Origin of the sequence: Shewanella zhangzhouensis (assembly GCF_019457615.1) — a bacterium.
Taxonomy (GTDB): Bacteria; Pseudomonadota; Gammaproteobacteria; order Enterobacterales; family Shewanellaceae; genus Shewanella; species Shewanella zhangzhouensis.
In genome coordinates this window covers 3,168,010-3,195,006 of sequence record NZ_CP080414.1, presented here as the reverse complement: position 1 = coordinate 3,195,006, position 26,997 = coordinate 3,168,010, and the positions used below count along the sequence as shown (strand labels likewise).

At 53.6% G+C, this 26,997-nt stretch carries 23 protein-coding genes; 16 read left to right on the top strand and 7 right to left on the bottom strand.

The window, feature by feature from the left end; genetic code table 11:
- The first annotated feature begins 8 nt into the window (after positions 1-8).
- From carA to K0H63_RS13865, 9 genes are all read left to right on the top strand, one after another.
- The gene (gene carA / locus K0H63_RS13905) at positions 9-1,154 is read left to right on the top strand and encodes a glutamine-hydrolyzing carbamoyl-phosphate synthase small subunit (protein ID WP_203324497.1); all 1,146 of its coding nucleotides are present in this window, start codon (positions 9-11) and stop codon (positions 1,152-1,154) included.
- Positions 1,155-1,178: 24 nt separating this feature from the next.
- Entirely contained in the window at positions 1,179-4,409 is a 3,231-nt protein-coding gene (gene carB / locus K0H63_RS13900) for a carbamoyl-phosphate synthase large subunit (protein ID WP_220065197.1), read from the top strand.
- A gap of 435 nt (positions 4,410-4,844) precedes the next feature.
- Positions 4,845-6,794: a methyl-accepting chemotaxis protein gene (locus K0H63_RS13895; protein ID WP_220065196.1), complete on the top strand. Its 1,950-nt coding sequence runs from the start codon at positions 4,845-4,847 to the stop codon at positions 6,792-6,794.
- Between the two features lie 222 nt (positions 6,795-7,016).
- A complete protein-coding gene (locus K0H63_RS13890; protein WP_220065195.1) occupies positions 7,017-7,217 on the top strand; it encodes a hypothetical protein in 201 nt (66 codons plus the stop codon).
- Between the two features lie 176 nt (positions 7,218-7,393).
- Positions 7,394-7,987 carry a hypothetical protein gene (locus K0H63_RS13885; protein WP_220065194.1) on the top strand — a complete coding sequence of 198 codons (594 nt, stop codon included), beginning with the start codon at positions 7,394-7,396 and terminating at the stop codon, positions 7,985-7,987.
- A 62-nt stretch (positions 7,988-8,049) separates the two neighbouring features.
- Entirely contained in the window at positions 8,050-9,885 is a 1,836-nt protein-coding gene (gene secD / locus K0H63_RS13880; protein ID WP_220065193.1) for a protein translocase subunit SecD, read from the top strand.
- A gap of 2 nt (positions 9,886-9,887) precedes the next feature.
- Positions 9,888-10,805: a protein translocase subunit SecF gene (gene secF / locus K0H63_RS13875; RefSeq protein WP_220065192.1), complete on the top strand. Its 918-nt coding sequence runs from the start codon at positions 9,888-9,890 to the stop codon at positions 10,803-10,805.
- A gap of 335 nt (positions 10,806-11,140) precedes the next feature.
- Positions 11,141-12,865, top strand: coding sequence for a cryptochrome/photolyase family protein (locus tag K0H63_RS13870; RefSeq protein WP_220065191.1), 1,725 nt, complete (start codon positions 11,141-11,143; stop codon positions 12,863-12,865).
- Positions 12,865-13,581, top strand: coding sequence for an SDR family oxidoreductase (locus K0H63_RS13865; protein ID WP_220067909.1), 717 nt, complete (start codon positions 12,865-12,867; stop codon positions 13,579-13,581). The genes K0H63_RS13870 and K0H63_RS13865 overlap by 1 nt, the downstream gene beginning before the upstream one ends.
- 71 nt (positions 13,582-13,652) lie before the next feature.
- Here K0H63_RS13865 and K0H63_RS13860 read toward each other — a convergent pair whose 3' ends face one another.
- Entirely contained in the window at positions 13,653-14,144 is a 492-nt protein-coding gene (locus tag K0H63_RS13860) for a helix-turn-helix transcriptional regulator (RefSeq protein ID WP_220065190.1), read from the bottom strand.
- Between the two features lie 146 nt (positions 14,145-14,290).
- On the opposite strand from K0H63_RS13860, the gene K0H63_RS13855 reads away from it, so the two are divergent.
- Positions 14,291-14,941, top strand: a complete 651-nt coding sequence (locus K0H63_RS13855; protein ID WP_220065189.1) for a cytochrome b/b6 domain-containing protein — start codon at positions 14,291-14,293, stop codon at positions 14,939-14,941.
- 176 nt (positions 14,942-15,117) lie between these two features.
- Complete coding sequence (locus tag K0H63_RS13850; protein WP_220065188.1) at positions 15,118-15,492, top strand: hypothetical protein; 375 nt, start codon at positions 15,118-15,120, stop codon at positions 15,490-15,492.
- A gap of 573 nt (positions 15,493-16,065) precedes the next feature.
- Here the strand turns inward: K0H63_RS13850 and K0H63_RS13845 are convergent.
- Both K0H63_RS13845 and mutY read right to left on the bottom strand, forming a co-directional pair.
- Complete coding sequence (locus K0H63_RS13845) at positions 16,066-16,341, bottom strand: oxidative damage protection protein (RefSeq protein WP_011760601.1); 276 nt, start codon at positions 16,339-16,341, stop codon at positions 16,066-16,068.
- Between the two features lie 3 nt (positions 16,342-16,344).
- Positions 16,345-17,451 carry an A/G-specific adenine glycosylase gene (gene mutY / locus K0H63_RS13840; protein ID WP_220067908.1) on the bottom strand — a complete coding sequence of 369 codons (1,107 nt, stop codon included), beginning with the start codon at positions 17,449-17,451 and terminating at the stop codon, positions 16,345-16,347.
- Between the two features lie 249 nt (positions 17,452-17,700).
- On the opposite strand from mutY, the gene trmB reads away from it, so the two are divergent.
- The 5 genes from trmB to K0H63_RS13815 all read left to right on the top strand — a co-directional run bounded on the left by trmB (position 17,701) and on the right by K0H63_RS13815 (position 22,073).
- A complete protein-coding gene (gene trmB, locus K0H63_RS13835; RefSeq protein ID WP_220065187.1) occupies positions 17,701-18,417 on the top strand; it encodes a tRNA (guanosine(46)-N7)-methyltransferase TrmB in 717 nt (238 codons plus the stop codon).
- 30 nt (positions 18,418-18,447) lie between these two features.
- Positions 18,448-18,774 carry a YggL family protein gene (locus K0H63_RS13830; RefSeq protein WP_220065186.1) on the top strand — a complete coding sequence of 109 codons (327 nt, stop codon included), beginning with the start codon at positions 18,448-18,450 and terminating at the stop codon, positions 18,772-18,774.
- Between the two features lie 3 nt (positions 18,775-18,777).
- Positions 18,778-19,692, top strand: coding sequence for a glutaminase B (glsB, locus tag K0H63_RS13825; RefSeq protein WP_220065185.1), 915 nt, complete (start codon positions 18,778-18,780; stop codon positions 19,690-19,692).
- 289 nt (positions 19,693-19,981) lie between these two features.
- A complete protein-coding gene (locus K0H63_RS13820; RefSeq protein ID WP_220065184.1) occupies positions 19,982-20,794 on the top strand; it encodes a YggN family protein in 813 nt (270 codons plus the stop codon).
- Positions 20,795-21,131: 337 nt separating this feature from the next.
- On the top strand, positions 21,132-22,073 hold the full coding sequence (locus K0H63_RS13815; RefSeq protein WP_011760595.1) for a LysR family transcriptional regulator: 942 nt from the start codon (positions 21,132-21,134) through the stop codon (positions 22,071-22,073).
- 525 nt (positions 22,074-22,598) lie between these two features.
- Here the strand turns inward: K0H63_RS13815 and K0H63_RS13810 are convergent.
- The 4 genes from K0H63_RS13810 to K0H63_RS13795 form a co-directional block, all read right to left on the bottom strand.
- Positions 22,599-24,476: a DUF885 domain-containing protein gene (locus tag K0H63_RS13810; protein ID WP_220065183.1), complete on the bottom strand. Its 1,878-nt coding sequence runs from the start codon at positions 24,474-24,476 to the stop codon at positions 22,599-22,601.
- 142 nt (positions 24,477-24,618) lie between these two features.
- Entirely contained in the window at positions 24,619-25,758 is a 1,140-nt protein-coding gene (gene hemW / locus K0H63_RS13805; protein ID WP_220065182.1) for a radical SAM family heme chaperone HemW, read from the bottom strand.
- A 9-nt stretch (positions 25,759-25,767) separates the two neighbouring features.
- Positions 25,768-26,364 (bottom strand): RdgB/HAM1 family non-canonical purine NTP pyrophosphatase, encoded by a 597-nt coding sequence (rdgB, locus tag K0H63_RS13800; RefSeq protein ID WP_220065181.1) that lies wholly within the window; start codon positions 26,362-26,364, stop codon positions 25,768-25,770.
- Between the two features lie 131 nt (positions 26,365-26,495).
- Positions 26,496-26,930 carry a DUF4426 domain-containing protein gene (locus tag K0H63_RS13795; protein ID WP_220065180.1) on the bottom strand — a complete coding sequence of 145 codons (435 nt, stop codon included), beginning with the start codon at positions 26,928-26,930 and terminating at the stop codon, positions 26,496-26,498.
- Positions 26,931-26,997 lie beyond the last annotated feature (67 nt).

The following is a 26,997-nucleotide window of genomic DNA, read 5'->3' as shown; positions in this document are numbered from 1 at the left end:
AGGTCGCGTTGACAAAGTCTGCCTTACTCGTACTCGAAGATGGAACCCTGTTCTCAGGCACTGCAATCGGTGCTGATGGAATTGCTGTCGGAGAAGTCGTTTTTAACACTTCCATGACAGGCTATCAAGAGATATTGACGGATCCCTCTTATTCCCGCCAGATAGTCACACTGACTTATCCGCACATCGGTAATACAGGTACCAACGATGAAGACACTGAATCCAGTGCTGTTCATGCCTGTGGTCTCATCATTCGCGATCTTCCTTTAATCGCCAGCAGTTTCCGTTCCACCCAATCCTTAAGCGATTACCTGAAAGCCAACAACGTGGTGGGTATCGCCGACATCGACACCCGCAAGTTGACCCGTATTCTGCGTGAAAAGGGTGCTCAGGCCGGTTGTATTCTGGTGGGTGACCTGGACAGCGACAAGGCACTGGCTGCGGCCAAAGCCTTCCCTGGTTTGAAAGGCATGGATCTGGCGAAAGAAGTGACCACCGCCGAGCGCTACCAATGGCGCAGTGGCAGCTGGCGTCTGGAAGGCGGTCTGCCTTCAGATACCCCAGAATCTGAACTCAAGTTCAAAGTGGTTGCCTACGATTACGGCGTGAAAACCAACATCCTGCGCATGTTGGTAGACCGTGGTTGTGACGTGACTGTCGTGCCTGCCAAGACACCAGCCAGCGAAGTGCTGGCCATGAATCCGGACGGTGTATTCCTGTCAAACGGCCCTGGTGACCCAGAGCCATGTGACTATGCCATTGCCGCCATTCAGGAAATCCTCAAGACAGACATTCCTGTATTCGGTATCTGTCTGGGTCATCAGCTGCTTGGCCTCGCCAGCGGTGCCAAGACCCTGAAAATGAAGTTTGGCCACCACGGTGCCAACCACCCTGTGGGTGATGTGGAAAAGGGCACTGTGATGATCACCAGCCAGAACCATGGCTTTGCGGTTGATGAGGCGACTCTGCCTGCCAACCTTAAGGTGACCCACAAGTCACTGTTCGATGGTTCTTTGCAGGGCATTCATCGCACCGACAAGCCTGCGTTCAGCTTCCAGGGTCACCCTGAAGCCAGCCCAGGTCCACACGACTGTGCCCCGCTGTTCGACCATTTCATCGAACTGATTGAAGAGTATCGCAAGAACGCCAAGTAAGCCGAGCTGGAGAAGATAGAAACAATGCCAAAACGTACCGACATAAAAAGTATTCTGATCCTGGGTGCTGGCCCCATCGTTATCGGCCAGGCCTGTGAATTCGACTACTCTGGCGCCCAGGCCTGTAAAGCCCTGCGCGAAGAAGGCTACCGTGTCATCCTGGTGAACTCCAACCCGGCCACCATCATGACCGACCCTGAGATGGCCGATGCCACCTACATCGAGCCTATCCACTGGGAAGTGGTGCGCAACATCATCGCTAAAGAGCGTCCTGATGCGATTCTGCCCACCATGGGTGGCCAGACTGCACTGAACTGTGCCCTGGAGCTGGAAGCCAAAGGTGTTCTGAAAGAATTCAACGTTGAGATGATTGGCGCCACCGCCGATGCCATCGACAAGGCTGAAGACCGCGCCCGTTTCGACAAGGCCATGAAGAAGATTGGCCTGGAGTGTCCACGCGCCGGTATTGCTCACAGCATGGAAGAGGCCTACGCAGTACTCGACCAGGTGGGCTTCCCTTGTATTATCCGTCCATCCTTCACCATGGGTGGCTCCGGCGGCGGTATCGCTTACAACAAGGAAGAGTTCGAAGAAATCTGTTCTCAGGGCCTCGAACTGTCGCCTACCAATGAGCTGCTGATTGACGAGTCACTCATCGGCTGGAAAGAGTACGAGATGGAAGTGGTCCGTGACCGCAACGACAACTGCATCATCGTCTGCGCCATCGAAAACTTCGACGCCATGGGCGTGCACACAGGTGACTCCATCACTGTGGCTCCTGCCCAGACCCTCACCGACAAGGAATACCAAATCATGCGTAACGCCTCCATGGCGGTACTGCGTGAAATCGGTGTGGAAACCGGCGGCTCCAACGTACAGTTTGGTATCAGCCCGACAACCGGCCGTATGGTGGTTATCGAGATGAACCCCCGTGTATCCCGCTCTTCAGCACTGGCCTCCAAAGCAACCGGTTTCCCGATTGCCAAGGTTGCCGCCAAGCTGGCCGTGGGTTTCACCCTCGATGAGCTGATGAACGATATCACCGGTGGTCGCACTCCTGCGTCCTTCGAGCCGTCCATCGACTACGTGGTGACCAAGGTGCCACGCTTTAACTTCGAAAAATTTGCCGGCGCCAATGACCGTCTGACCACTCAGATGAAGTCAGTGGGTGAAGTGATGGCCATCGGCCGTACCTTCCAGGAGTCGGTGCAAAAGGCCCTGCGTGGCCTCGAAGTGAGCCGCAACGGATTCGATCCTATCGTTGACCTGAGCGATGCCGACGCACTGCAGAAAATCCGCCACGAGCTCAAAGAGCCGGGCGCAGATCGCATCTGGTACATAGGTGATGCCTTCCGTGCCGGCCTGTCGGTGGAGGATATCTTCGCTCTGACCAACATCGACCGCTGGTTCCTGGTGCAGATTGAAGAAATCATCCAGCTGGAAGCCAAAGTCAAAGAGCTGGGCGTAACCGGTATCGATGAAGATTTCCTGCGCAAGCTCAAGCGTAAAGGCTTCTCCGATGCCCGCATGAGCGCACTGCTGGGGATCAGCGAAGGCGAAATCCGCAAGCTGCGTGAGCGCTTCAACGTGTTCCCAGTGTACAAGCGCGTGGATACCTGCGCCGCCGAATTTGCCACCGACACTGCTTACATGTACTCCACCTATGAGGAAGAGTGCGAAGCCAATCCGTCTGACAAAGACAAGATCATGGTACTGGGCGGTGGTCCAAACCGTATCGGTCAGGGCATCGAGTTCGACTACTGCTGCGTACACGCAGCCCTGGCGCTGCGTGAAGACGGTTACGAGACCATCATGGTGAACTGTAACCCTGAGACTGTGTCTACCGACTATGACACTTCAGACCGTCTGTACTTCGAACCTGTGACTCTGGAAGACGTGCTGGAAATCGTCCGTATCGAGAAGCCAAAGGGCGTTATCGTGCACTACGGTGGCCAGACGCCACTGAAACTGGCCCGTGCCCTGGAAGCCGCCGGCGTACCTATTATCGGTACCAGCCCGGACGCCATCGACCGCGCCGAAGACCGTGAGCGTTTCCAGCAGGCCATCAAGCGCCTGAATATGAAGCAGCCGGAAAACGACACCGTGACCACAGTGGAAGGTGCTGTGATTGCCGCCGAGCGTATCGGTTACCCACTGGTGGTTCGTCCATCCTACGTACTGGGTGGCCGCGCCATGGAAATCGTTTATGACGAGCAGGACCTGCGCCGTTACTTCAACGAAGCCGTGAGCGTATCCAACGCCTCGCCAGTACTGCTGGACCGCTTCCTGGATGATGCCACCGAGGTGGATATCGATGCCGTGTGTGATGGTGAAACCGTGGTTATCGGTGCCATCATGGAGCACATCGAGCAAGCCGGTGTTCACTCTGGTGACTCTGCCTGTTCGCTGCCGCCATACACCCTGTCCAAGGCGATTCAGGACCAGATGCGTGAGCAGGTCAGCAAGCTCGCCTTCGAGCTTGGCGTAGTGGGTCTGATGAACGTGCAGTTTGCCGTGAAGGATAACGAAATCTACATGATTGAAGTTAACCCACGTGCCGCCCGTACCGTGCCATTCGTGTCCAAAGCCACCGGTGTGCCACTGGCCAAAATCGCTGCCCGTGTGATGGCAGGTCAAAGCCTGAAAGAGCAGAACTTTACCAAGGAAGTGATCCCACCTTTCTACTCAGTGAAAGAAGTGGTACTGCCTTTCAACAAGTTCCCGGGCGTTGACCCGCTGCTCGGCCCTGAAATGCGCTCTACCGGTGAGGTAATGGGTGTGGGCGATACCTTCGCCGAAGCCTATGCCAAGTCTGAACTGGGCTCTATCAAGGACGTACCACGCTCTGGCCGCGCCCTCTTGTCTGTGCGTAACAGCGACAAGAACAAGGTTGCCGACCTTGCAGCCAAGCTGCTGGAGCTGGGCTACGAGCTGGATGCTACCCACGGCACTGCGGTTATCCTCGGTGAAGCCGGTATCAACCCACGCCTGGTGAACAAGGTGCACGAAGGCCGTCCACACATTCTTGACCGCATCAAGAATGGTGAGTACGCCTATATCGTGAACACCACCGAAGGCCGTCAGGCCATCGAGGATTCACGTCAGCTGCGCCGCGCCGCGCTGCGTTACAAGGTGAACTACACCACCACCCTGAACGCTGCCTTCGCCAACTGCATGGCTCACAACGCCGATGACCGCAACAAGGTTGCGTCTGTGCAAGAGCTGCACGAACGCGTGAAGCAGTCTCAGGGCTGATAGCCAAGCGGTGATAAACCATTAAAAAAAGCCACCTCAGGGTGGCTTTTTTCTATTCGGTTTCTTGAGCTTTATTTAGGCTCTTGATGCCAGACTTCTCAAGCAAGGTCAGAGTTTCTATATCACACCTAAAGTGCCTGCAGGCCGCATATCTTCCCACGGGTTTTGTCACTTGGCTGAGTGAGGTCAGGCAGCTAAGTGGCGTTAATGTTGAGGAACAACTGAGCACGTATTATCTGGTGTATGTTTTCGCCTATGTTAGGGTGTTGATTTTATTTTACATCTGGTCAACTATATTGAAACGAGGATTGACGGGTTGTTGCGGTGCTGCGGCGGGCTTGGATGGTAAATTCTCTTTGTTGTGCAGTGCTTAACCAGTCCGGCTGTCAGGGAAGAATGTGCGGATTCTTATAACTCAAAAAACGGAGATCCCATATGTTTTCCAGCCTCAGGCTTTCTCAGCAACTCTATTATTCTTTCGGTGTCGTGATTGTTCTCTTATTGGTTGTCACTGTGGCCGGATATCGGGGATTGACTGAGGGTTTTAAAAACTTTACCGAATATCGGTTACTGGCCAGTAGCTCAAATGCAGCCAGTGAAGCTGAAACCACCTTACTCCGAGCTCAAGTCGACGTATTCAGATACCTTAATACACCCGATAACACGACATACCAGTCATTTCAGAAAAATATAGCTGAGCTTAATCAAGATATTACCCATGCCAAGGAGCTGGAGCTCGATGCCGGTCGAGATAGTCTTCTGGCGCAGGCTGATGGGCTGGTAAAAAACTATGCATCCACCTTTGAGGCCGTAACCGGCGATTTTGCCGCTCGCGACCAGGTGGTGCGGGATTTGCTGGACCCTGCCGGGCTGAGCATGCGCGAAAACGTAACCGATGTGATTACTGCCATGTATCAGGAAGGGGACCCTGACGGCTTGTTTGTCGCAGCAAGAAGCCAGGAAAAACTGATGCTTGCCCGGCTTTTTGCCTCCAATTTTTTGATTTCCAACAGAGAAGAAGACTATAAGCGGGCGTTGCAGGAACTCTCGGCCCTCGACGGCACCATTAATGGTCTGAAAAGTGTTGATAGCGCGGCTGTCATTGCTGACAAGGTGAAAGGTATTGATACAGGACGGACTCAATATCGTGATGCGCTCAAAGCGGTTTACGGCATTATTCAAAACCAGAACGGGCGCATTAATGAGGGGCTGAATGTTATCGGCCCCAAAGTGGCCGCTGTACTCCAGGAATACAATAAAGCGATTGAGCAGCAGCAGGATGAACTTGGGCTATACGCCCAGCAGAAAAGTGAAAACGCCATCGATACGGTTGTCGTGGTCGCCATAGCGGCGTTGCTGCTGGCTATTTGGCTGGCCATTACCGTAGTGCGCGCTATTCGTCGACCAGTAGGGGGGGAGCCCAGAGAAATGGCATCCATCGCCCGTGAGATTGCCGCTGGAAACCTGGGGCAGAATTTTCGACGTGAGGGCAGTACAGGTATTTATGCGGCCATGGCGGAGATGAATGACAATCTGCGTCGTATCGTTAGCGAGCTTAACGATGCATCCCGTACTCTGGGTGATTCCTCCAGTGGCATGCTCGGGGTAACCCAAGAGAGCCGGAGGAACTCAGAATCCCAAGCCGATCAGTTGGCGCACACCGCATCGGCTATGCAGGAGATGACACACACCGTAGATGACATTGCCCGAAACGCCCAACGCGCGTCTGAAATGGCATCTGAGGCCGATCACCACGCCCAGGAAGGCATGGGCGTGGTGGAAGATACCCGTCGCAGCATCATGGTGTTGGTGGATAACATCAGGGATGTGAGCGGTATTATTGAGAATCTCGAGAAAGAAACCGAAAACGTTGGCTCTATCCTGGACGTGATCCGGGGCATCGCCGAGCAAACCAACCTGCTGGCGCTTAATGCGGCTATCGAAGCGGCCCGGGCCGGTGAGCAGGGACGCGGCTTTGCGGTGGTAGCCGATGAAGTCCGTAATCTCGCCAGTCGTACCCAAAACAGCACCGAAGAAATCCAGGCACTCATTGGGCGCTTGCAGGGGGAATCTCGCCGTTCGGTTGAGTCCATGAAATTGAGTGTCACCGAGGCCACTCAAACGTCAGATAAGGCCAATAAGGCCATTGCCGCCCTTGGGGCGATTGCAGATTCAGTCATGGCCATTCGTGATATGAACCATCAGATTGCTGTGGCAGCTGAAGAGCAGGCAACCGTGGTGAGCACCATCAATATAAGTGTGGAAGAGATAAGTGGACTGGCCCGGATGAATGCCCAAGGTAGTGAACAGGTGCAAAATTCGGCCAATGGCATCAGCGGAATATCCAGTAAACTCAGTGGTATAGTAGGTCGATTCAAGCTCTGATTATCCAAGCTCCGACATTGTATGGCTGGTCTGTCCTTTGGGATATCGGGGCTTTTGTTATTGGCGCACTGCATTTGGCGTGCTATCAAAGCTCTGTTAATCACAAACATTATTGATTATTCACTGGCCGCAGGTTTTGCTTGGACCAAAGCAGTTTCTGGAGGAGCGTCGGCCCCTATAAACGGGTCCCACTGACAGGGATACCCAAGAAGAGGAATCGCCATGAGTCTCAGTAAACTTGCCGAAGCAAAGCATCTGCTTGAGCAGCCCATGACCCTGGGCAACTTGAAACGTTTTCAGGTGCTTTGCCAGGGCGCCGATGATGAAACCGCCGCTGTGCGGGAACTGCGTGAGCCATTGAAGGCTCGCCTTGCCGATGATGAAGACCTCTTTTTTACCGCGCTGGAGCAGGGGCTGCTCTAGCAGCTGAGATGTCTTGGCCTGCATCTGAATGTATTCAGTTGCAGGCTTGATTAATCCCACTTCGCCCCCATATCTGAGCCATGAGTGCCATTCACGCCGTGTTTAAATGGATGTTTTTATGCCTGCTTTTGTCGCTAAGCTGGGCATCGTTTACGCACGCGTCTGCGGTATCTGAGATGTTTGAGAGAGCGGAAGGCGTGATTGAGGCGAACCCGCCCATCATGGCTGAGCAGGTGTCGACCAGCAACGCGTTTAATCGAGCGCTAAACAGTGCGTCAATCAGCGCATCAAACAGTGCATCAGAGTGCGACTGTCCTGCCGACAATCAATCCCAGCTGCAGGCTTCCACGAGCCAGCCCATCAGCAAGCCCATGAGTCAGTTCATGAGCCCGGGTGAGCCAAACCCTTTGCACTCCTGGTCACAGGCTGGGGCCGATAGCAAGGCGTCGATTTCAACGGCTTTATCATCGGGTATACAGCCATCACCGCTCGATAATCATGTTTTCAATATCCCCCGGGGATACAGATGGCAGCTACTCTCGGCCCAGTGGCTCAGGGACTTTACCCCCGAATATGTGTTGGCGCTGGAACTTCCCCAGCCCGAGGTGCCCGCTCTCTTACCCAGAACCGATATAGATTTCCCGCCTCAGCTGGATTGGCCGTTGACCTATCAACGCGGCGCAAGCCTGCGTCCCGGTGGCTGGAAAGAGTCCAACCTGCGTTTTCGTTTTCTCCAAAGCCGCGACCTTTCTTTTCCTGTCATGGCCTGAGTGCCATAGCCGTCTGACCTGCAAAGGCGGACTGTAACTGAGCTTTTCCGGAAGAGAACATTATGCTGACAGATCAACTGCTTCACAGCGGGCGGCGTAGCAACGCCCGCAAAACCCTGAATCGTACTTCCCCCTGGCTGGCGCTGACCTTTTTGGTGGCGCTGATACTCCTGGCGCTTTCTGCACTGCCGAGCTTTTTTGGTGAAAAGGCGGCCCTGACTCTGGGTAAAGACGCCTGGATAGCGCCAGAGCAAGCCGGGCAAATCCTCACAGAGGCCCACATAGGCGTGGTTTCCATTAAGCCAGGTGACAAGGGCTTTCAAATCACCCTCAGCGATGAAAATCAGCAGATGGCGGCACGCCAGTTATTGGCAGAAGAAGCCCACGACCCCGCCTCCATTACGCTTTCTATGGTACCTGCGGCGCCCCAGTGGCTCGGCAGGCTGGGTTTATCCCCCATCAAGCTGGGGCTGGACTTGCGTGGTGGGGTGCAATTTTTGATGCAGGTCGATACGGCGCCAGTCTTCAAGGCGCAGGGCGATGCCCTGAGCGGGGCTATTCGCCAGGCAATCAGAGAAAAGGGGCTGAGATCGGTTGCCGTACTGAAAGACGAAAGCAAACTTGCTGCAAATCCCGAGGCCATTAAGTTATCCGGCGCCGAAAAGAGTATTGCTGAGCTTAAAAGCTACCTGGTGCGGAGTTATCCCCAGTGGCAGACCGAGTCTGTGGACGGCGCGCTTTTTTTGCGCCTGAAAGACACTGAACGGGCCGCTATGGTGTCGCAAACCCTTAAAGAAAATATCAGCATCATGCGCGGACGTATTCAGCAGCTTGGGATCACTGAGGCTGTCGTGCAGCGCCACGGGGAAAATCGCATTCTGGTAGAGTTGCCCGGCGTGCAGGACCCGGTTGCAGCCAAACGGGTCATAGGCGCTACGGCGAGCTTATCCTTCCATGAGCTCAGTGAGAGCGGCAATGCGCTGCAAACAGTCTTTGGAGAAGGTCGTATCGGGCTTAACCCTGCGCCGGTTCTCGGCGGTGAACACATAGCCGATGCCCGCTCCGGCAGTGATGAAATGGGGCGCCCTTCGGTGAATATTGTGCTGGATACCGAGGGTGGCAAACGCATCTCTGACTTTTCCCGCGGCCATATCGGTGAGCCAATGGCCACCCGTTACAGTGAGTACCGCGCCAGCGCCGAAGGCACGGTAAAAGACAGTCGGGTGATTTCAGTCGCCACCATCAACAGCCAACTGGGTAACCGTTTCTCCATCACTGGACTTGGCAGCCATGAAGAGGCGCAGGAACTTGCCATGCTGCTGCGGGCAGGGTCGATGACGGCGCCCGTAACCATTCAGAAGGAGCGTACCATAGGCCCAAGTCTCGGCGCCGAGAATATTCACAATGGCTTTGCTGCGCTGGCGCTGGGTATGGGGGCAACCCTGCTGTTTATGGCGCTTTGGTATCGCCGCCTCGGTTGGGTGGCCAATGTGGCGCTGCTGGCCAATCTGGTGATGCTGCTTGGGCTGCTGGCGCTTATTCCCGGCGCAGTGCTCACCCTGCCGGGTATTGCGGGTTTGGTGCTCACCGTTGGTATGGCAGTGGATACCAACGTCCTGATTTTTGAGCGTATCCGCGACAAGATGAAGGAGGGCAGAAGCCTGGCTCTGTCCATAGACAAGGGGTTTGCCAGTGCCTTTGGCACCATAATGGATGCCAACCTCACTACCATGATCACAGCACTGGTGCTGTACGCCATCGGTAACGGGCCCATTCAGGGATTTGCCCTGACGTTGGGGCTGGGGCTTATCACCTCGATGATCACAGGTATTTTTATGTCACGGCTCATCATCAATTGGGTTTATGGTCGCGACGAGCGTAAGGCAGTGAGGATATAACCATGAAAACATTGAATTTGACCCGGATGAGACACCTGATGAGCCTGATTTCCATCGTGGCCTTACTGCTGTCGGTGCTGGCGATATCCACCCGGGGATTTAACCTCGGGCTGGATTTTACCGGCGGCGCCTTTGCAGAAGTCGCCATGGCAACCGACACCCGCATTGACCAGGTCGAAACTGCCCTGGCACATCTTGGTGATGGCAGTATCTCTGTGGTCGCCACTGAGCCGGGGCGCTTTTTAATTCGCATGGGGGCCACCCTGGATACTCAGACCCTTGCCGACTTCAATCAATCTTTGTTGCAGCTCGACCCCACAATGCAGGTGCTTGACCGGGACTCAGTGTCACCCCAGGTAGGGCAGGAACTGTTTGAGCAGGGTGGACTTGCGCTCCTCATCGCCATGCTCTGTATCCTTGGCTATCTGTCGCTGCGCTTTGAGTGGCGCCTCGCGGCCGGGGCGCTCTTTGCACTGGTGCATGACGTGGTTCTGGTGCTGGGGGTATTTGCCCTGACGGGGATGGAATTCAATCTCACTGTGCTGGCGGCCGTGCTGGCGGTGCTGGGTTACTCCCTCAATGACTCAATCATTATCGCCGACCGGATAAGGGAGCTTTTGATAGCCAGGCCCAAATCCAGGCTCACCGAGGTTAACGATGCGGCCATAGTGCAGACTTTCTCCCGCACCATGGTGACATCGGGCACCACGCTTATCACAGTTGGCGCTTTGTGGCTGCTTGGCGGCGCGCCGCTGGAAGGCTTTGCGGTGGCCATGTTTGTTGGCATAGTCACTGGCACCTTCTCCTCTGTATCCGTGGGGACTGTATTGCCTGAGCTTTTGGGGTTGAGCCCTGCGCACTACCGCAAAACGCCCGATAGTGAGCTTTTGGCTGAAAATGCCAGCCAGCCCAGGCGCTGATTAGCTTTGTCTCTTAACGCCGGGCTCTGCCCGGCGTTCATTTGTGTGCGCTTGAGCCAGCAATTTAGTTGCCTGGAGCCGCTTTAACAGCATCCCGGTTGGCCAATTGACGATTTGCAATAGCCGATTTGTAATAGCCGAAATGTCGCTGGCTTACTCCTTCAGATTCACGCTGGCACCTTTGGAGCTTTCTCAATCTAATTGAGCTTTGATGATCGCTTTGCGCCGCTGTTTCGTAATCAGAGCTGACTGCCACGGCAACTGCGGCTTGTAACCATCATTCGCAGCAATGCATTCAAAGCGAATGTAGCCGTGGCCTTTCCCAGCCAGCCGGAATGAGCCATAACCTGATGTTACTCCAAAGCCCCAAGGGCGATTTTCAGTTCCATACACTGCGATTACTCCTTGGCGACCAGCTTAACAGCCAGCATTCCTGGTTCAGTGAGCGCGATGATGGCGTGCTCTATCTCATCGCTGAGCTGAAGCAGGAAAACAGATACGTCACCCATCATATCCAGAAGGTGTGCGCCTTTTTCGCGGCCATGGCGGACTTTGCCACAAGCCTTAAGGCAGGGGGGCATGAGTTGCTGCACCTTACCCTGGACGACACCTCCGATTTTGCCGACCTGCCAGCGCTCTTAAGTCATGTGCTGCAAATAACAGGCGCCGGCCGCTTTGAATATCAGCGCCCGGATGAATATCGGCTGCTTTCACAGTTAGGCAGCTTTCAGCCGACTGGGGTGCAAGTCGAGATGGTGGAGAGCGAGCACTTTTTACTGCCGTTCGATGAGATAAGTACGCTCTTTCCAAAAGGCAAACATATTCTTATGGAAAGCTTTTATCGGCGGATGCGAAAGCGATTTCACATACTGATGGATGGCGCCAGGCCAATGGGTGGCCAGTGGAATTTCGATGCCAGTAACCGCAATAAATTAAAAGCGGCGGATATTGCAAACTTGCCGCAGCCTTTGCTGTTTACAAATGATATCAGCGAGATAGTCTCGCGCCTGCAGCGCCACGGCATTGTTACCTTCGGTCATCTTGAGACCGGAGCGAAGCAAACCTTCGTAAAAGGAAGTGAGTTCTACGCCAGCGGTGGCCTCTTTGCCCCGTTAACTCAACCTGAACTTGAGCATGATATCGACAGTGCATCCCAGACCACAAAAAGCACACTTTTGTGGCCCATCAATCGCCAGCAGAGCTTGGCGCTGCTGGCCCATTTTTGTCGTCATTGCCTGCCGCTGTTCGGCCGCTTTCAGGATGCGATGACGGCAAACCACCCATCCGCCTGGAGCCTTTACCACAGCCGCTTATCCTTTTCGATAAACAGCAAAATACTGCATCCAGCCGAGGTGATAGAAGCTGCCATCAGCGCCTGTGAGGCCAGCGGCAAAGATGGAATAAGCAGCGCAATCGATATGGCGCAGGTAGAAGGATTTGTGCGGCAAATCCTTGGCTGGCGGGAATATGTGCGCGGCGTCTATTGGGCCAATATGCCGGATTACGCCGGCCTTAACGCCCTTGGCGCTCAAAAGCGGCTGCCGCACTATTTCTGGGGCGGTGATACCCGCATGAAGTGTATGAGCCGCGCCATAGGGCAGTCGCTGGATTACGCCTATGCCCATCATATCCAAAGGCTTATGATCACCGGCAACTTTTGCCTGCTCACCGACATCGACCCCGCACAGGTAGACGAGTGGTACCTTGGCATCTATGTGGATGCCATCGAGTGGGTCGAGATGCCCAACACCCGTGGCATGGCGCTGTTTGCCGATGGCGGTATTGTGGGCACCAAACCCTATGCCGCCAGCGGCGCCTATATCAACAAAATGAGTGACTACTGCCAGGGCTGCTATTACAACGTCAAGGCCAAAAGCGGTGCGGGTTCGTGCCCCTTTAACAGCCTGTATTGGCGCTTTATGCATAAACATAAAGAGCGCCTTGGTGCCAACCATCGGCTGGGGATGATTTTCGCCAGCTGGTACAAGCTGGCTGAGTCGCAGCGCAGCGCGATTCTGGCTACCGCCGAGCAGTATATTGCCGATTTGGAGCGGCTATGATGAAGATTCTGATAGTGGGTGGCAGCGGCGGTATCGGTAGCGCCATGGTCAAAGAGGCGTTGGCTAGTTTTCCCGATGCCGAAGTGCACGCAACCTTCTACACAAGAAACATCATGGCCAGCAGCGCACATATTCCCGGCGTCAGCTGGCACAGGCTCGATGTGACCGATGAGGCCGCGATAAAGGCATTAAGCGAAAGCTTCGAGAGTCTGGACTGGCTTATTAACTGCGTGGGCATGTTGCACACAGCCAGCAAGGGGCCGGAAAAATCCCTTTCGCAGTTTGATGGGGAGTTTTTCCTGCACAATATGAGGTTGAATACCTTGCCCACTTTGCTGCTCGCCAAACACTTCAGCGCCAAATTGAAGTCCAGCGCTTCGCCGCGACTTGCCGTGCTTTCTGCCCGGGTTGGCAGTATCAGTGATAACCGCCTGGGCGGCTGGTACAGCTACCGGGCGTCCAAGGCAGCCCTCAATATGCTGATTAAAACCCTGGCAGTGGAGTGGCAGCGCAGCCTGCAACGGGGCGTGGTGCTGGCCCTGCATCCCGGCACCACCAAGACCCGCTTATCTGCGCCGTTTCAGGCCAATGTGCCCGAAGATAAGCTGTTTTTACCCGAGCGGGTAGCCGCTGATTTAATGGGTATTATTGCTAGGGCAGAGGTAGGTGACAGTGGCAGCTTCCTTGCTTATGACGGCGCTACTATTTCCTGGTAAAACTTCCTGGTAAAACGCTGCCCTTGGTAACGCGCTGCCCTGGTGAACGGCACTGTGCAAAGGCTTCAAGGTCAGAGAAAGTCTTCAATAAACCAGGCGGCAAATCCGTGCCTGCCGACTACGCCGGCTTTTTTATAGATGGCAGAGGCCTGTTGGCGAATGGTCTTTTCGGCGGTGCCTCTGAGCAGGGCAATCTCTTTTAACGATAATCCTTTCAGCAGCAGCATGCCCACTTCTTTTTCGCTGGGTGAAAGCTCCCAGGTTTCAAACTGAATAGCCATCACATCAGCGAGGCGATGACGGGCTTCCAGCAGTGCCGCATCCGTAGGCTGAGCCTGATTGCGGGCTTCCAGCAACTCCTGAGACAACTCCTGTATCTGGCGCTTCTGGCGTTTGTAGCTCAGTGAAAACCAGCTCAGCAGCAGGGTTGCCAGGCCTAATACTATGGCTTCCTCAATCAGGTGCATCATGGATGCTCCCTGGCTCAGGTCCATATAAATATCGCTGCCGCTGGCAATAATCACGAGCAACAGCACGACTAAGGTAATAGTGTCCCGGTTCAAGGGGCCTCCGGATTTATTCAGAAAAACGGCTATTGGGCATATGTCCTAACACCATGTGTTTCAGGCGTTTGCCCACTTCTTCATAGCCTTGCACGCCCCATAATAGGCCTAAACCGGCGTAAGGCCAATCGATGGGGATGAAAGAGATGAATGGCAAAGTATATGTATGGGACAGGGTGGTTCGGGGTTTTCACTGGCTCTTGGTTGCAGCCTTTCTTACCAGCTACCTCAGCGGGGACGAATGGGAAAGCCTGCATGTATACAGCGGCTACCTGATAGTGACGCTGCTGCTGGTACGTATTCTGTGGGGCTTTATCGGCAGCAAGCATGCCAGATTCAGCGACTTTGTGCGCTCTCCTGCAACCGCCATCGCTTACCTCAAGGGATTGGCAGGTGGAAAGGCAACCCATTACCGCGGCCATAATCCCGCTGGTGGACTCATGGTGATAGCGCTGTTGTTAAGCATTGCCATGACTGGATTTTCCGGGCTTAAAACCTACGGTTTTGAAGGCAAAGGGCCGCTTGCCGTAGTTAGCCTGACCCAGGCCGAGTCTTTGCCTGCCGCGGGTTTGGAGGATGGCTACGACAACGAAAGCTCTCATGAAAAAGAGCATGGCAACAAGCATGAAAAAGAAAACCCGGATGAAGAGTTTTGGGAAGAAATTCATGAGTTTTTTGCCAACTTCACCGTCTTTCTGGTGCTGCTGCACATAGCCGGTGTAATTGTATCCTCCCGTGTGCACAGGGAAGATCTGGTCGGGGCCATGGTCACAGGCTACAAGGTTGAAAAGGAGTAATCTGTTATGGCGGCTGTATCTTCAAGCCGCCTTTAGTGCAGAGTCTTACTGGTCCTGAGCCTACCCAATTCCCGGTTTTGCAGACGGCGAAGAGTCGTTTGCAAACTGGCGAATCTACTACTTCAGACCTACCTTTAATCTGATTTAACGGAAGCTGATATAAATGGAGGTCAAAGATGAAAATGGCAAAACTGATGGGCTTGTCGGCGGCGATGATTTACGGATTGTCCGCCACCGCAGCGCTGGCTGAAGATTTTGATACCGAGGACTTTCCTCTGGTATTTCTGGAGATAAACACCACCAGTGCAGATAAGTACCTGCAGTACCACGGTAAGGCTCTCACCAAGATATCCTCGGGTGTTTATGAGGAATACCGCTGGGGTGGTGCGTCTTGCGGCAGTCGGGTATTGAATGATGATCAGGTTGCTGTGCTGCAAAGAGCCTTGGATAACCCGAATGTGAAGGTGGCATTCAGGTATCAGCCTGGCCAGGGGGAATTCACCAAGTGTGTGGTTGGTTTCTCTTTGGTGCGTAAAGGCTATACGGAGTAACAATCAAACAGGCGTGCCCCGACGTATGGGGCCGTATCGCCGACGGCAGGGCGGCTTTGTTTGCGGTTTCTTCTCTGCACTTACCTGCATTCATTCACGTTTCATTTCATCTGTTTTCCGTTCTCTCTTGTGTTCTGTGTATGCCCTACCTTTTCAATCGCATTGCTGCCAGAGCTTGCCGGTTATTTCGCCATGCTGTAGTGTGTCTTTAGCTTTATATTGCAAATTAAAACAATGGCTAAGGTGTTGCTTGTGTAATGCTTTTTCCACTGTGGCGTCAGTGGATTTGATGCGCGGCAGCAAGGGATTGCGGGCTTTTCTCCCATCCTTTCTTCCTCTGCAGAGTTTATCCAAGGCGTTGCCTTGAACCGGGTTTGGGTAGGAGACCCACGACCTTAAGTCGCTGGCAAAGCGACACTCTCAATAAAACCCGCAGGGTTTAAACTGAAAAATTCCGCAGGATTTCACCTGCATCCAAGTTCGCAGATAGCAAAAAGGCCCGTGAGGGCCCTTATTCGAGTGACACCATAGTGGAGATGGCATCAGGAAGGATGTTACCGATTCATCCCTGAATCATTCAGGTTTCGGTGGAACGTAACCTTCAATCTGCACATCCTTGCCTTCGAACAGGAACAGCTGCATTTGCTCTTCGAGCAGCTTGCGATGGTCCATGTTCATCATGTTCAATTTTTTCTCATTGATAAGCATGGTCTGCTTTTTCTGCCACTCGCCCCAGGCTTCTTTGCTGATGGTGTCGAAAATGCGCTTGCCGAGTTCGCCGGGGTAAAGCTGGAAATCCAGACCTTCGGCTTCTTTACCCAGATACACACACTGAACTGTACGGGCCATGTTTTACTCCTTGTGGGCGGCAGTGCTGCCGCCGGGTTCTTGCTTAAGTTCGCTTACAAGGCTTGCCAGAATGCGCTCGGTGGCGGCGGCAAGCCCAAGATTTTCGCCTTGGAGGAGGTTATACCAGAGACTCAGGTTATCTTCCATGATAAGCGCCTCTGTGTGTGTGCTGCCAAGGCGCAGTTTGACCGGCTGAATATCCAGATGGAAGTGGCTGAAGGTGTGACGAAAGCCATCCAGCAGGGTGAGATGTTCTGTATCCAAACCATTGGCTTCGACAAAGGCATGAAGCGCTTGCCGACTGTCAAACTGGGGGAAGCACCAGAGCCCGCCCCAGATGCCGCTGGGGGGGCGCTTGATAAGCTTGACCGTATCAGCTTGCTGCAAAATAAGCATCCAGCCTTCCCGGGCAGGAATGGTCTTTTTGGGCTTTTTACCGGGGAATTCGCTCTGACGCCCGGCAAGCTGAGCCTTACAGTCGATGGCAACCGGGCACTCGCCACACTTGGGGCGGCTGCGGGTGCAGATATTGGCCCCCATATCCATCATGGCCTGATTGTACTTTTGTATGTCTTCCCTGGGCGTGAGCGCTTCGGCGAGCTGCCACAGGGCGGTATCGACCCGTTTCTCACCGGGCCAGCCTTCAATGGCACCGTGGCGCGCCAGCACCCTTTTTACATTGCCATCGAGAATGGGATGATGCTGCCCCAGAGACAATGACAGTACAGCGCCCGCGGTGGAGCGACCAATGCCCGGCAGTGCCAGCACGGCGTTGAAGTCGGTCGGGAACTCGCCGCCGTGCTCGTCTCGGATGAGCTGTGCTGCCTTGTGCAGGTTACGTGCACGGGCATAGTAGCCAAGGCCGGTCCAGTGGTGCAGCACTTCATCTTCATGGGCGTTGGCAAGGTCGTTCACCGTGGGGAAGCTTGCCATAAAGCGCTCGAAGTAGGGGATAACGGTGGCTACCTGGGTTTGCTGCAGCATGATTTCCGACACCCATACCTTATATGGCGTCTTGTGTTGCTGCCACGGCAGGGTCTTGCGGCCGTGTTTGTCGTACCACTGGACGATGCGCTGACCAAAAGGAATGCGGGCTGTTTGCTCGGGCATGGAGAGAGTGAACCAATCTGAAACTGATGGCTCGGCAGTGTAGCCGTGAGTGATGGCAGTCACAAGGGTTGGCGCCAAGTTGCGCCATGACGCTGGCAGCTTGGGCTGCGACTGGTATACTTTTTCAGCTTCGGGGCTTGCGCTCAAAGAATAACTTTGGATAATGCCCCTTCTTTTTGATTTGTCTGTTTTTAGAAGCCTGCTTTTTGCGCCTGCGCGCAGCACAGTGGCGGGCCATGCGAGGCGAGAATGAGTGAAGTAACCACCGCAGAATTTAACGAGGATGGCGTTTATCTTCGCAAGGTACGCAGCTTTGTTCTGCGTGAAGGACGTCTTACTACCGGGCAAGCCAAGGCGCTGGAAAGCTTCTGGCCAACCATGGGTCTCGACTACAGCCCACAGGCGATTAATTTTACTGAAGTATTTGGCCGCGAAGCTGGTACAGTGCTTGAAATCGGCTTTGGCATGGGTGCCTCTCTGGTAGAAATGGCCGCCAATGCCCCTGAGCTCAACTTTATTGGGGTTGAGGTACACAAGCCGGGTGTGGGTGCCTGTTTGGGCGAGGCCGGAAACGCCGGGATCTCCAACCTGCGGGTTTACCACCACGATGCGGTTGAAGTGCTGGAAAACGCCATTCCCGATGGCTCTTTGGCGCGGGTGCAGCTGTTTTTCCCCGACCCATGGCATAAAAAGCGTCACCACAAGCGCCGTATAGTTCAGCCCGAGTTTGTTGAGCTTTTGCGCCGCAAGCTCAAGATTGGTGGTGTGTTCCATATGGCCACCGACTGGGAAAACTACGCCGAGCATATGCTTGAAGTGATGAGCGCTGCCCCGGGTTATAAGAATCAATCTGATACCCAAACCTATGTGCCACGCCCAGACCATCGTCCTCTGACCAAGTTTGAGAACCGTGGTCAGCGCCTCGGTCACGGTGTGTGGGATCTGATGTTTGAGCGTGTTGAATAATTTTATCCATCCATGAAAGAGGAAATAACCATGGCCAAAAACCGTAGCCGTCGTCTTCGTAAAAAGCTGCGTGTGGACGAGTTTCAGGAACTGGGTTTCGATGTACGCTGGGTGTTTGATGACAGTGTTGCTGAGGCTGAAATTGATGCCCTGGTGGATAAGTTTATCGACGAAGTGATTGAGCCCCGTAAACTGGGCTTCCACGGCGGCGGTCATAAGGATTGGGAAGGTATCATTGCCACCCAGTCACTGGGCAAGTGCACCGATGAAGACCGCGCCGCTGTGAAGGCATTCCTTGAAGGCCAGAAAGTGACCAAAGTGGAAGTATCCGACCTGTACGATCTGTGGTGGGATTAATCCATGCTTGAGCAGGCTCTGCTTGACGACCTGGTCGCCAAAGTTAGACCCTTGCTTGGACAGGGCAAGGTGGCGGATTACATTCCGGCCCTTGCCCGGGTCTCCCCCCATAAGTTGGGTATTGCGGTAACCACCATCGATGGTACCACTCTGGGGGCGGGCGACTGGCAAGAAGCCTTTTCCATTCAAAGTATTTCCAAAGTATTCAGCCTCACCGGCGCCATGATGCTCTATGAAGAGAGCGAGATCTGGTCCCGGGTTGGCAAAGAGCCGTCTGGCCACTCTTTTAACTCGCTGGTTCAGGTTGAGCTTGAGCGGGGCATTCCACGTAATCCCTTTATCAACGCCGGCGCGCTGGTCATAGCCGATTTGTTGCAAAGCCGCCTGGGTGCGCCTAAACAGCGGATGCTGGAAATAGTGCGTATGCTGAGCCAGAACCACAAGGTCTGTTACGACAAGGTGGTGGCAGACTCTGAATACCAGCACAGCGCCCGTAATGCGGCCATCGCCTTTTTGATGAAGTCCTTCGGCAATTTCCATAACGATGTGGACAAGGTGCTGCGAAGCTACTTCCATTACTGCTCGCTCTCCATGAGCTGTGCCGATCTTTCCCGTGCCATGGTGTATCTGGCCAATCAGGGAATAAGCCTGGATGGCACTGAGGTGGTATCGCCCACCCAAACGCGGCGTCTGAATGCGCTGCTGGCCACCTCAGGGCTCTATGATGGGGCAGGGGAGTTTGCCTACCGCGTGGGTATGCCGGGTAAAAGCGGTGTGGGTGGCGGCATTATTGCGGTGATCCCCGGCGATATGTCGGTATGTGTGTGGTCGCCAGCCCTCGATGCCAGTGGCAACAGCTTAGTGGGTACCCGTTTGCTTGAGTTGTTGGCGCAGGAACTTGGCCGTTCAATATTTTGATCTTGAAGCCTTTTTGATTTGCTCTATCCCCGTGGCCTTTCTGATATGAGGAAGGCCATTTCCTTATTTCGGCAACTTATCTCCCGCATTTCCAATCCTTCCCAACATCAATTGGTGAAAAGCTTCACTTTTTGGTGATATCTCACACTTTCAAGCCTGATGCTCCCCAGGTAAAACTACGTCTTTATCCGGTGATGGTATTTATTTTATTTTAAATTAATCACTTAGCAAAGTTGGCACATCCTTCGCAATATCAAGACATATAAATCAAGATGCAAGGATAGATGCGATGAAAACCAAAAACCTTATCACCGGTGTAGCCCTGGCCACTCTGATTGGCGTGACAGTAGCTGTTCCTGCAAAAGCGCAGGGGATCAGTACCGACAGCTGTGACGTTAACCTCAACTACGACATTGCTGTCGAGCCAAAAAAACTGGTGCTGAGCCAGAAAGGTGATGAGTTTTATCGCTTCGAGCCGGGCAAACTCTTTGTGGATGGCAAGGAGGTCAAACTCAATGCCGAGCAGCGTGCCCTGGTAGACAACTATGCCGACTCACTGGCCAATCAGGTGCCCGAATTTGTTGCCCTGGTGACCGATGCCATCACCCTTGCCAGCAACGCGGTAAATACAGCTCTTACACCGCTGCTGGGCGATGAGACCAGCGCCCGTGTGGCAGAGCTGATGGACAATGTGAACGAGCGCCTCGGCGAAGTTATGCATAAGGATGGCGACAGCTATTACGTTGGCGTAACCGACGGCTCCATCGATGAGGTGTTCGACAAGGAATTCGAGCGTGAAATTGAAAATCTGGTGCAGGACTCCGTGGGCACTCTGATGATTAAACTCGGTACCGAAATCCTGTCGTCAGAAGGCGATAGCTTTGAAGCCAAAATGGAAGCCTTTGGCAAGAAAATGGAAGCCATGGGCGAACAGATTGAGCGCGAAATGGAAAGTCAGTCAAAGACCCTGGAAGCGCGCGCCACCAAAGTATGTGACCAGTTTGAAACCTTGCTGGCACTGGAATCTGAACTTCGCACCAAGGTACCTGCGCTGTCAGAGCTTGAGATTTCTGACCGTAAAGAAGCTCAGCTTCGTGAGTAAGTAACACCCGGGCCTGCCTTTGGCTCACTCAAGGTAAATCAGGCCGCACCCATGCAACACCCAACCTACATCCCTTTGGTTCTTCCTTGAACGTTTGGCCCCATCCCCGGGGCCCTTTTTTTATTTGTAGTTTAATGAGCCGCCACATTAAGGCGAAACTGGAGACTCGGCGGCGATTTTTGTTATACTGCTAAAAAATAACAAAAAAACCAGACTCAAACTGGCTTCCTGACTCTACCCTAACGTGCTTTTTTGGTATATCTGATTGATTATCATTGGTTTGTCCCGTTTTCCTCCCTTGGCGAGGACAGGCTGAACATAGCTTAAGGCCACCTTCATGTTAGAACTGTTAGAACCCATTGCTATTTTTACCCATGTAGCCAGAGCCGGCAGCTTCAGCGCCGCGGCAAGAAAACTCGGGATTTCCAAATCCAAGGTGAGTACCCAGGTGGCCGATTTGGAACATAAACTGGGGGTTCAGCTTATTCAGCGTACTACCCGCAGTTTGAGCCTGACCGAGGCCGGACACCTGCTGTATGTACAGGGTGAAGAGTTGCTGCGCGATGCCGATCAGGCCGTTGCCAGCGTTCACAACCTCAATGATGCCACCCGTGGGGTGTTGAAAGTCGGTATCTCCCAATCCTTCGGCACCATGCACATTATTCCGGCCTTGCCCGAGTTTATGGCAAGACACCCGGAGCTTGAGCTGCAGGTGAGCCTGCTGGACCACAAAGTGGATGTGGTCAGTGAAGGCCTGGACTTGCTGCTGACCATGTCTGAGCAACTGCCCCTTGGTATGGTCGCCAGACCCCTGATGAAGTGTCAGTTCTTGCTGGTGGCTTCTCCCGAGTATATTGCCCGCCATGGCGAGCCAAGCCGCCCCGAGCAGCTGGTTGACCATAACTGTCTTGTGTATCACGGTGAGTGGCATGAACACAGCGTGTGGCAATTCAAGCGTGGTGACGATTACTGTGAAATCGGCGTCTCGGGTAATTTCCGGGTAGACAATGCGCCGGCGCTCAAGTCGGCAGCGGTCAGCGGGCTCGGCGTTGTGTATCTCGCCAGTTATCTGATGGAAGATGAAATCAATAAGGGCACTCTGGTGCCTCTGCTGCGTGATTGGCAGCTGACTCACCATCTGCCACTGCAGGCGGTTTACCCGCGCCGTAAACATCTGGCACCCAAGGTAAGCTCCTTTATCGACTTCATTAAAAATCACATAGGTACGCCGCCTTACTGGGATGCGCCTTATCAGTCTCTCTATGACGAGCGGCGATGATTTTAAAATTCATTGTTTGTGATAATGGATAATTGTGTGATCTCTGTATTGAAATTTGATATTTCATTTTTAAATTCAGTGCTTTAGAAATAATAAAAAACCGGCTGGAACAGCCGGTTTTTTAGTGCTTGCTTAAGCACTTTTTCTAAGCCTGCTTGAAGTCTGTTCGTAAATTCATACAATGGTCAGCAATTGGATTGAGATGATCTGAGTCCGTGTTGACAGGGGAAATGACCCCTTCCGCTGTTGATGCGCAGGTCTGCGAAGAGCAAGTCTCAAGACAATGCCGGCAGAGTTTATTATTAAAACCGGTCCGGCCTTGAAACCATCATCCTAGTTTTTTGGTTTACCCCGGACATAGTACCGGGGTGATTTTTTTGGATGAAAAAAAATTTCGGATGCCCTGTACCCTACATAAACCGCCATTAAATTACCAAGTGCGGTCTACAGGCAGCCAATTTGGGGAGAGCCCCAAGAAAAAAAGCCACAACCCCGAGGTTGTGGCTTTTTTTCGTCTTAAGCGAGTTACAGCCTGGCAGACTGCTGTTTGCTGTCTTTCACCCATTCCTGCACCTTGGACTCAAGCACGTCCAATGGCAGTGGGCCGTTTTTCAGCAGCAGGGTGTGGAATTCGCGAATATCAAAGGCGTCTCCCAAGGACTTCTGGGCATAGGCTCGCAGATCCAGAATTCGGTTCATACCTACCTTGTAGGCGGTCGCCTGGGAAGGCATCACAATATGGCGCTCGACCATTTTCACCGCATCTGATTCGGCGTTGGGGGTGTTGTCCTTGTAGTAGGCAATGCCCTGTTCGCGGGTCCACTTCTTGGCGTGGATACCCGTGTCCACTACCAGACGGCAGGCACGCCACAGCTCCATGGCCAGGCGGCCAAAGTTGGAGTATGGGTCGCGGTACAGGCCCATTTCCCTTGGGAAATATTCGGTATAGAGACCCCAGCCCTCAATGTAGGCGGTGTAACCACCGAAGCGGCGGAATTTGGGGATCCCTTCCAGCTCCTGGGCAATAGCAATCTGCATATGATGGCCGGGTAAGCCTTCATGGTATGCCAGTGCTTCCATCTGGTATTTGGGCATGGCCTTCATGCTGTACAGGTTGGCGTAGTAAGTGCCAGGGCGACTGCCATCCGGAGAAGGCTGATTGTAGAAGGCCTTGCCGGCGCTTTTCTCGCGGAAAGACTCAACAGGTTTAACGATTAACCCTGCCTTGGGCTTGATGGCGAAGACCTCATCCAGACGGGCAGACATATTGTCAATCAATGCCTTGGCATCGTTGATATAGGCAGCTTTACCATCGTCGGTGTCGGGGTAGTAAAACTGCTCATCGTTGCGCATAAAGATAAAGAAGTCGTTCAGGCTACCTTTGAAGCCCACTTCTTTCATGATGTCGCGCATTTCGTTATGAATGCGTGCCACTTCCTTCAAGCCCAGTTCATGGATGGCGATGGCATCCATGTTTGTGGTGGTGGTGCGCTTGAGGGCATTGTTGTAGTAGTCGTTGCCGTCGGGCAGTTTCCACACGCCATCACGGGTGTCGGCCTTTTGCTCCAGGGTATTGAGGTAAGCAATCAGGTCGTCGTAGGCGGGTTTGACTGCAGTGTTCAGAGCGGTTTTAGCTTCGCTGTACAGCCTCTCTTTGGTGGCTGAGTCCAAATTCAGGGCTTCGACTTTGCGCTTGAAATCTGCCCACAGGGTGCTGTCTTCACCGGCTTCAAAGGGCGCGCCCTTGATGATATTGCGGCTGTCGTTAATCACGTGGGGAAATACAAACTTGGGCGCAATAATGCCCTTGGCGACTCTGAGTTCCAGTGCGTCTTTCAGCTCCCTGAAACGCTTGGGTACGGCATTGAGGCGGCTGATATAGGCCTTGGCATCATCCAGATTATCAACGGTGTGCTGGTTGATAAGGATGGAGGCTGTCATCGAGTGGACGCCATACATCTGATTGACCGGGTAGCTGTGCAGGCGCCACTTGTGGTCGGCAATCTTATTTTCGAGGCGTTGCACTGCCAGTGTCAGGCTGAGCGCCGTTTGCGAATCCAGGGCACTGGCATCAATGGCCTTGAGCTCCACCAGGTGGCGTTTGGCACGGGCCAAATCCTCGGCATCGGCCGCCTCACTGATTTCATCCCATTTGCCATAGTCTTCGCCCTTAATACCCATCATGGTTTGGCTGATAGGGCTTGCCATGACGTTTTCCATAAACTGGGTCTCGAACAGGGCATTGGCTTTGGCGGATTCGCTCATCGTTTGCTGCGCAGTGTCTTGCTGGGCTGCGCCCAGAGGCTGTGCCTGTGCGGTAAAACCGGGGGCTACGCCCAGCGCAAGCAACAGGCTGGCCGCGATGAGAGAGGTTTTATTTTTCTTGTTATACGGATTTGGCATGACTTGGCTTCCTCGTGTTAATGGGAACATCCTAAAGAAGCCATGGTTAAATTTCAGAGTTTAGTGTTAGTAAATGTTTCCCGGCTTACACAGGCAGGCATTTATAGGCCTGCCTGTGGAACAATCCAGGTGATTGTGCGGATTAGAGGAAATGGGACAGTAAGTCGTTAACGAACATATGGCCCTTGGGGGTCAGGGTCCAGCTATCTTCACTATGCCTGATAAGGCCTTTTTCGCTGGCCTGCGCCATACCTTCATCGAGCAAGCTGGCATCAAGGCCTGTGCGGGACTCAAATTCGCCTTTGGCGATGGGAGTCATCAGCCTCAAACGGTTCATCAAAAATTCGAGTGGGCGGTCCTCTTCCTGCACTTCAGTCAGTTCAAACAGATAATCGCTGGCCGCCAGGTAGCCCTTGGGGTGCTTTATTTTAACCGTTCTCAGTATGCGGTTTTCAGCAGGAACCGTGACCTTGCCGTGTGCGCCGCAGCCAATGCCGAGGTAGTCACCAAACTGCCAGTAATTGAGATTGTGGCGGCATTGAAAGCCCGGTTTGGCGTAGGCCGAAATCTCATACTGCTCATAACCCAGGGCTGCGAGCTTTTTCTGGCCCTGCTCATAGATATGCCAGAGCGCTTCGTCGTCCGGCAGTTGCGGCGGACGGGAGTGGAACAGGGTATTTGGCTCGATGGTGAGCTGATACCAGGACAGATGGGGTGGGTTGAGACTCGCCGCCGTGTCTATGTCGGCCATTGCCTCATCAAACGACTGATTGGGCAGACCGTGCATCAAATCCAGGTTAAAGCTCTGATAGCCGGCGGCCGTGGCAAGCTCTGCGGCACGGGTTGCCTCATCGCGGCCGTGAATGCGGCCAAGGAGGTTAAGCTTGTCCCTGCTGAAGCTTTGCACACCCACCGACAGGCGGGTAACACCAGCCTCGCGATAAGCTTTGAAGTCATCATGCTCCAGGGTGCCCGGATTGGCCTCCATGGTGATTTCTATGTCATCACAAAAGGGGATGCGGGCCTTTACGCCTTCGAGGAGACGGCCAATGGCACTGGCATCAAACAGCGACGGGGTACCACCACCAATAAAGATGCTGTAAAGCGCGCGCCCCTGAACATAACGCAAATCGGCATCGAGATCGGCCTGCAGCGCATCCACGTAGGCTTCCTGGGGTAAATCGCCCTGTTTTCCATGGGAGTTAAAGTCGCAATAGGGGCATTTTTGTACACACCAGGGGATGTGGACATAAAGGCTCAGAGGAGGCAGTTCAAGCTTCACGGTCTTTCCTCAGATAATGCCTTTGTTTCTGAACTCAGCCAGCAGCGCGTTAAGCGCCTTGCCGCGGTGGCTCACGGCATTTTTCGCATCCGATGACATTTCAGCAGCGGTCAGCTCGCCGCCTTCGGCAATGAACACAGGGTCGTATCCATGGCCGTTATCGCCCCGGGCTTCGAGGCCGATACGTCCTTCCCAGGCGGCCTGGCAAATGATTGGGGTTGGGTCTTTGGCGTGGCGCATATATACGAGTACACACTGGAAGCGGGCACTGCGCTCTGTTTTGCCTTCGAGGGCACAGAGCAGCTTTTGCCAATTGTCTGTATCTTTGGCGCCGCTACCTGCGTAGCGGGCAGAGTAAATACCGGGAGCGCCTTCGAGGGCGTCTACTTCCAGCCCCGAGTCATCGGCAATGGCGGGTAAGCCGGTAATGGCCGCGGCGTGGCGGGCTTTGATGATGGCATTTTCAACAAAGGTGGTGCCTGTTTCTTCCACGTCCGGCACCTGAAACTCGCTCTGGGCCACTACCGAGAGTGAATATTCGGAAAACATCTCATTGAATTCTTTCAGTTTGCCCTTGTTGCCACTGGCGAGAACCACTTTCTTCATCATTACCCCCTGACCACTGTGCTGTTGGCGCACTGCGCCCTTTCAAAATCGGCGTCATGATACCCAAGGAAGCCTTGGAAAGACAGAAAAAACAAAGCCCGCAGATGCAGGCTTTGAAGAAGGTTTGCAAATTAATCGATGTAGAATTTTTGCTTGAATTTCAATGTGGTGTTTAGCTTGTTGCCACTTCTTAAGGCAATTTGGAAGTTTATCTCCTCATCGCTGCGGTAGGGCACCTCGGCGATGTAGTAGATGGCGGAACCTTCACGGATTTCACGGAACTTCAGCTCCACTTTGGCATCGAGCAGGTTATTGGCGATACCTGAAATTTCCACTGCCACAGCCGGATTACCTTCTTCAGCGGTGTCCAGCACGGCAATATTGACTATGCCTGTGTAGTTGGAGCGCTCTATGCCATAGCTTTTGGCTATCGCGGGTGTCAGAAAGGTACTTGGCAGTGCCATATAGTGGATGTCGAACTGACCTACCTGTTCTTTTTGCTCAGCGCTGGCGATGCCGCACAGGCTTGCTGTCAGCAGCAGCGCAGCAAAGAGTTGACGAAACATGTCCTTATCCTCCTCAAGGGAACTCGGTTATAAGTATAAACCCCATGGCCGTATTAGGCATTTTATC

Excerpts from the sequence above, each read along its gene's own strand:
- carB (WP_220065197.1), top strand. The coding sequence starts at position 1,179 with ATGCCAAAACGTACCGACATAAAAAGTATTCTGATCCTGGGTGCTGGC.
- K0H63_RS13895 (WP_220065196.1), top strand. The coding sequence starts at position 4,845 with ATGTTTTCCAGCCTCAGGCTTTCTCAGCAACTCTATTATTCTTTCGGT.
- K0H63_RS13890 (WP_220065195.1), top strand. The coding sequence starts at position 7,017 with ATGAGTCTCAGTAAACTTGCCGAAGCAAAGCATCTGCTTGAGCAGCCC.
- K0H63_RS13885 (WP_220065194.1), top strand. The coding sequence starts at position 7,394 with ATGTTTGAGAGAGCGGAAGGCGTGATTGAGGCGAACCCGCCCATCATG.
- secD (WP_220065193.1), top strand. The coding sequence starts at position 8,050 with ATGCTGACAGATCAACTGCTTCACAGCGGGCGGCGTAGCAACGCCCGC.
- secF (WP_220065192.1), top strand. The coding sequence starts at position 9,888 with ATGAAAACATTGAATTTGACCCGGATGAGACACCTGATGAGCCTGATT.
- K0H63_RS13870 (WP_220065191.1), top strand. The coding sequence starts at position 11,141 with ATGAGCCATAACCTGATGTTACTCCAAAGCCCCAAGGGCGATTTTCAG.
- K0H63_RS13865 (WP_220067909.1), top strand. The coding sequence starts at position 12,865 with ATGAAGATTCTGATAGTGGGTGGCAGCGGCGGTATCGGTAGCGCCATG.
- K0H63_RS13855 (WP_220065189.1), top strand. The coding sequence starts at position 14,291 with ATGAATGGCAAAGTATATGTATGGGACAGGGTGGTTCGGGGTTTTCAC.
- K0H63_RS13850 (WP_220065188.1), top strand. The coding sequence starts at position 15,118 with ATGAAAATGGCAAAACTGATGGGCTTGTCGGCGGCGATGATTTACGGA.
- K0H63_RS13845 (WP_011760601.1), bottom strand. The coding sequence starts at position 16,341 with ATGGCCCGTACAGTTCAGTGTGTGTATCTGGGTAAAGAAGCCGAAGGT.
- mutY (WP_220067908.1), bottom strand. The coding sequence starts at position 17,451 with ATGCCCGAGCAAACAGCCCGCATTCCTTTTGGTCAGCGCATCGTCCAG.
- trmB (WP_220065187.1), top strand. The coding sequence starts at position 17,701 with ATGAGTGAAGTAACCACCGCAGAATTTAACGAGGATGGCGTTTATCTT.
- K0H63_RS13830 (WP_220065186.1), top strand. The coding sequence starts at position 18,448 with ATGGCCAAAAACCGTAGCCGTCGTCTTCGTAAAAAGCTGCGTGTGGAC.
- glsB (WP_220065185.1), top strand. The coding sequence starts at position 18,778 with ATGCTTGAGCAGGCTCTGCTTGACGACCTGGTCGCCAAAGTTAGACCC.
- K0H63_RS13820 (WP_220065184.1), top strand. The coding sequence starts at position 19,982 with ATGAAAACCAAAAACCTTATCACCGGTGTAGCCCTGGCCACTCTGATT.
- K0H63_RS13815 (WP_011760595.1), top strand. The coding sequence starts at position 21,132 with ATGTTAGAACTGTTAGAACCCATTGCTATTTTTACCCATGTAGCCAGA.
- K0H63_RS13810 (WP_220065183.1), bottom strand. The coding sequence starts at position 24,476 with ATGCCAAATCCGTATAACAAGAAAAATAAAACCTCTCTCATCGCGGCC.
- rdgB (WP_220065181.1), bottom strand. The coding sequence starts at position 26,364 with ATGAAGAAAGTGGTTCTCGCCAGTGGCAACAAGGGCAAACTGAAAGAA.
- K0H63_RS13795 (WP_220065180.1), bottom strand. The coding sequence starts at position 26,930 with ATGTTTCGTCAACTCTTTGCTGCGCTGCTGCTGACAGCAAGCCTGTGC.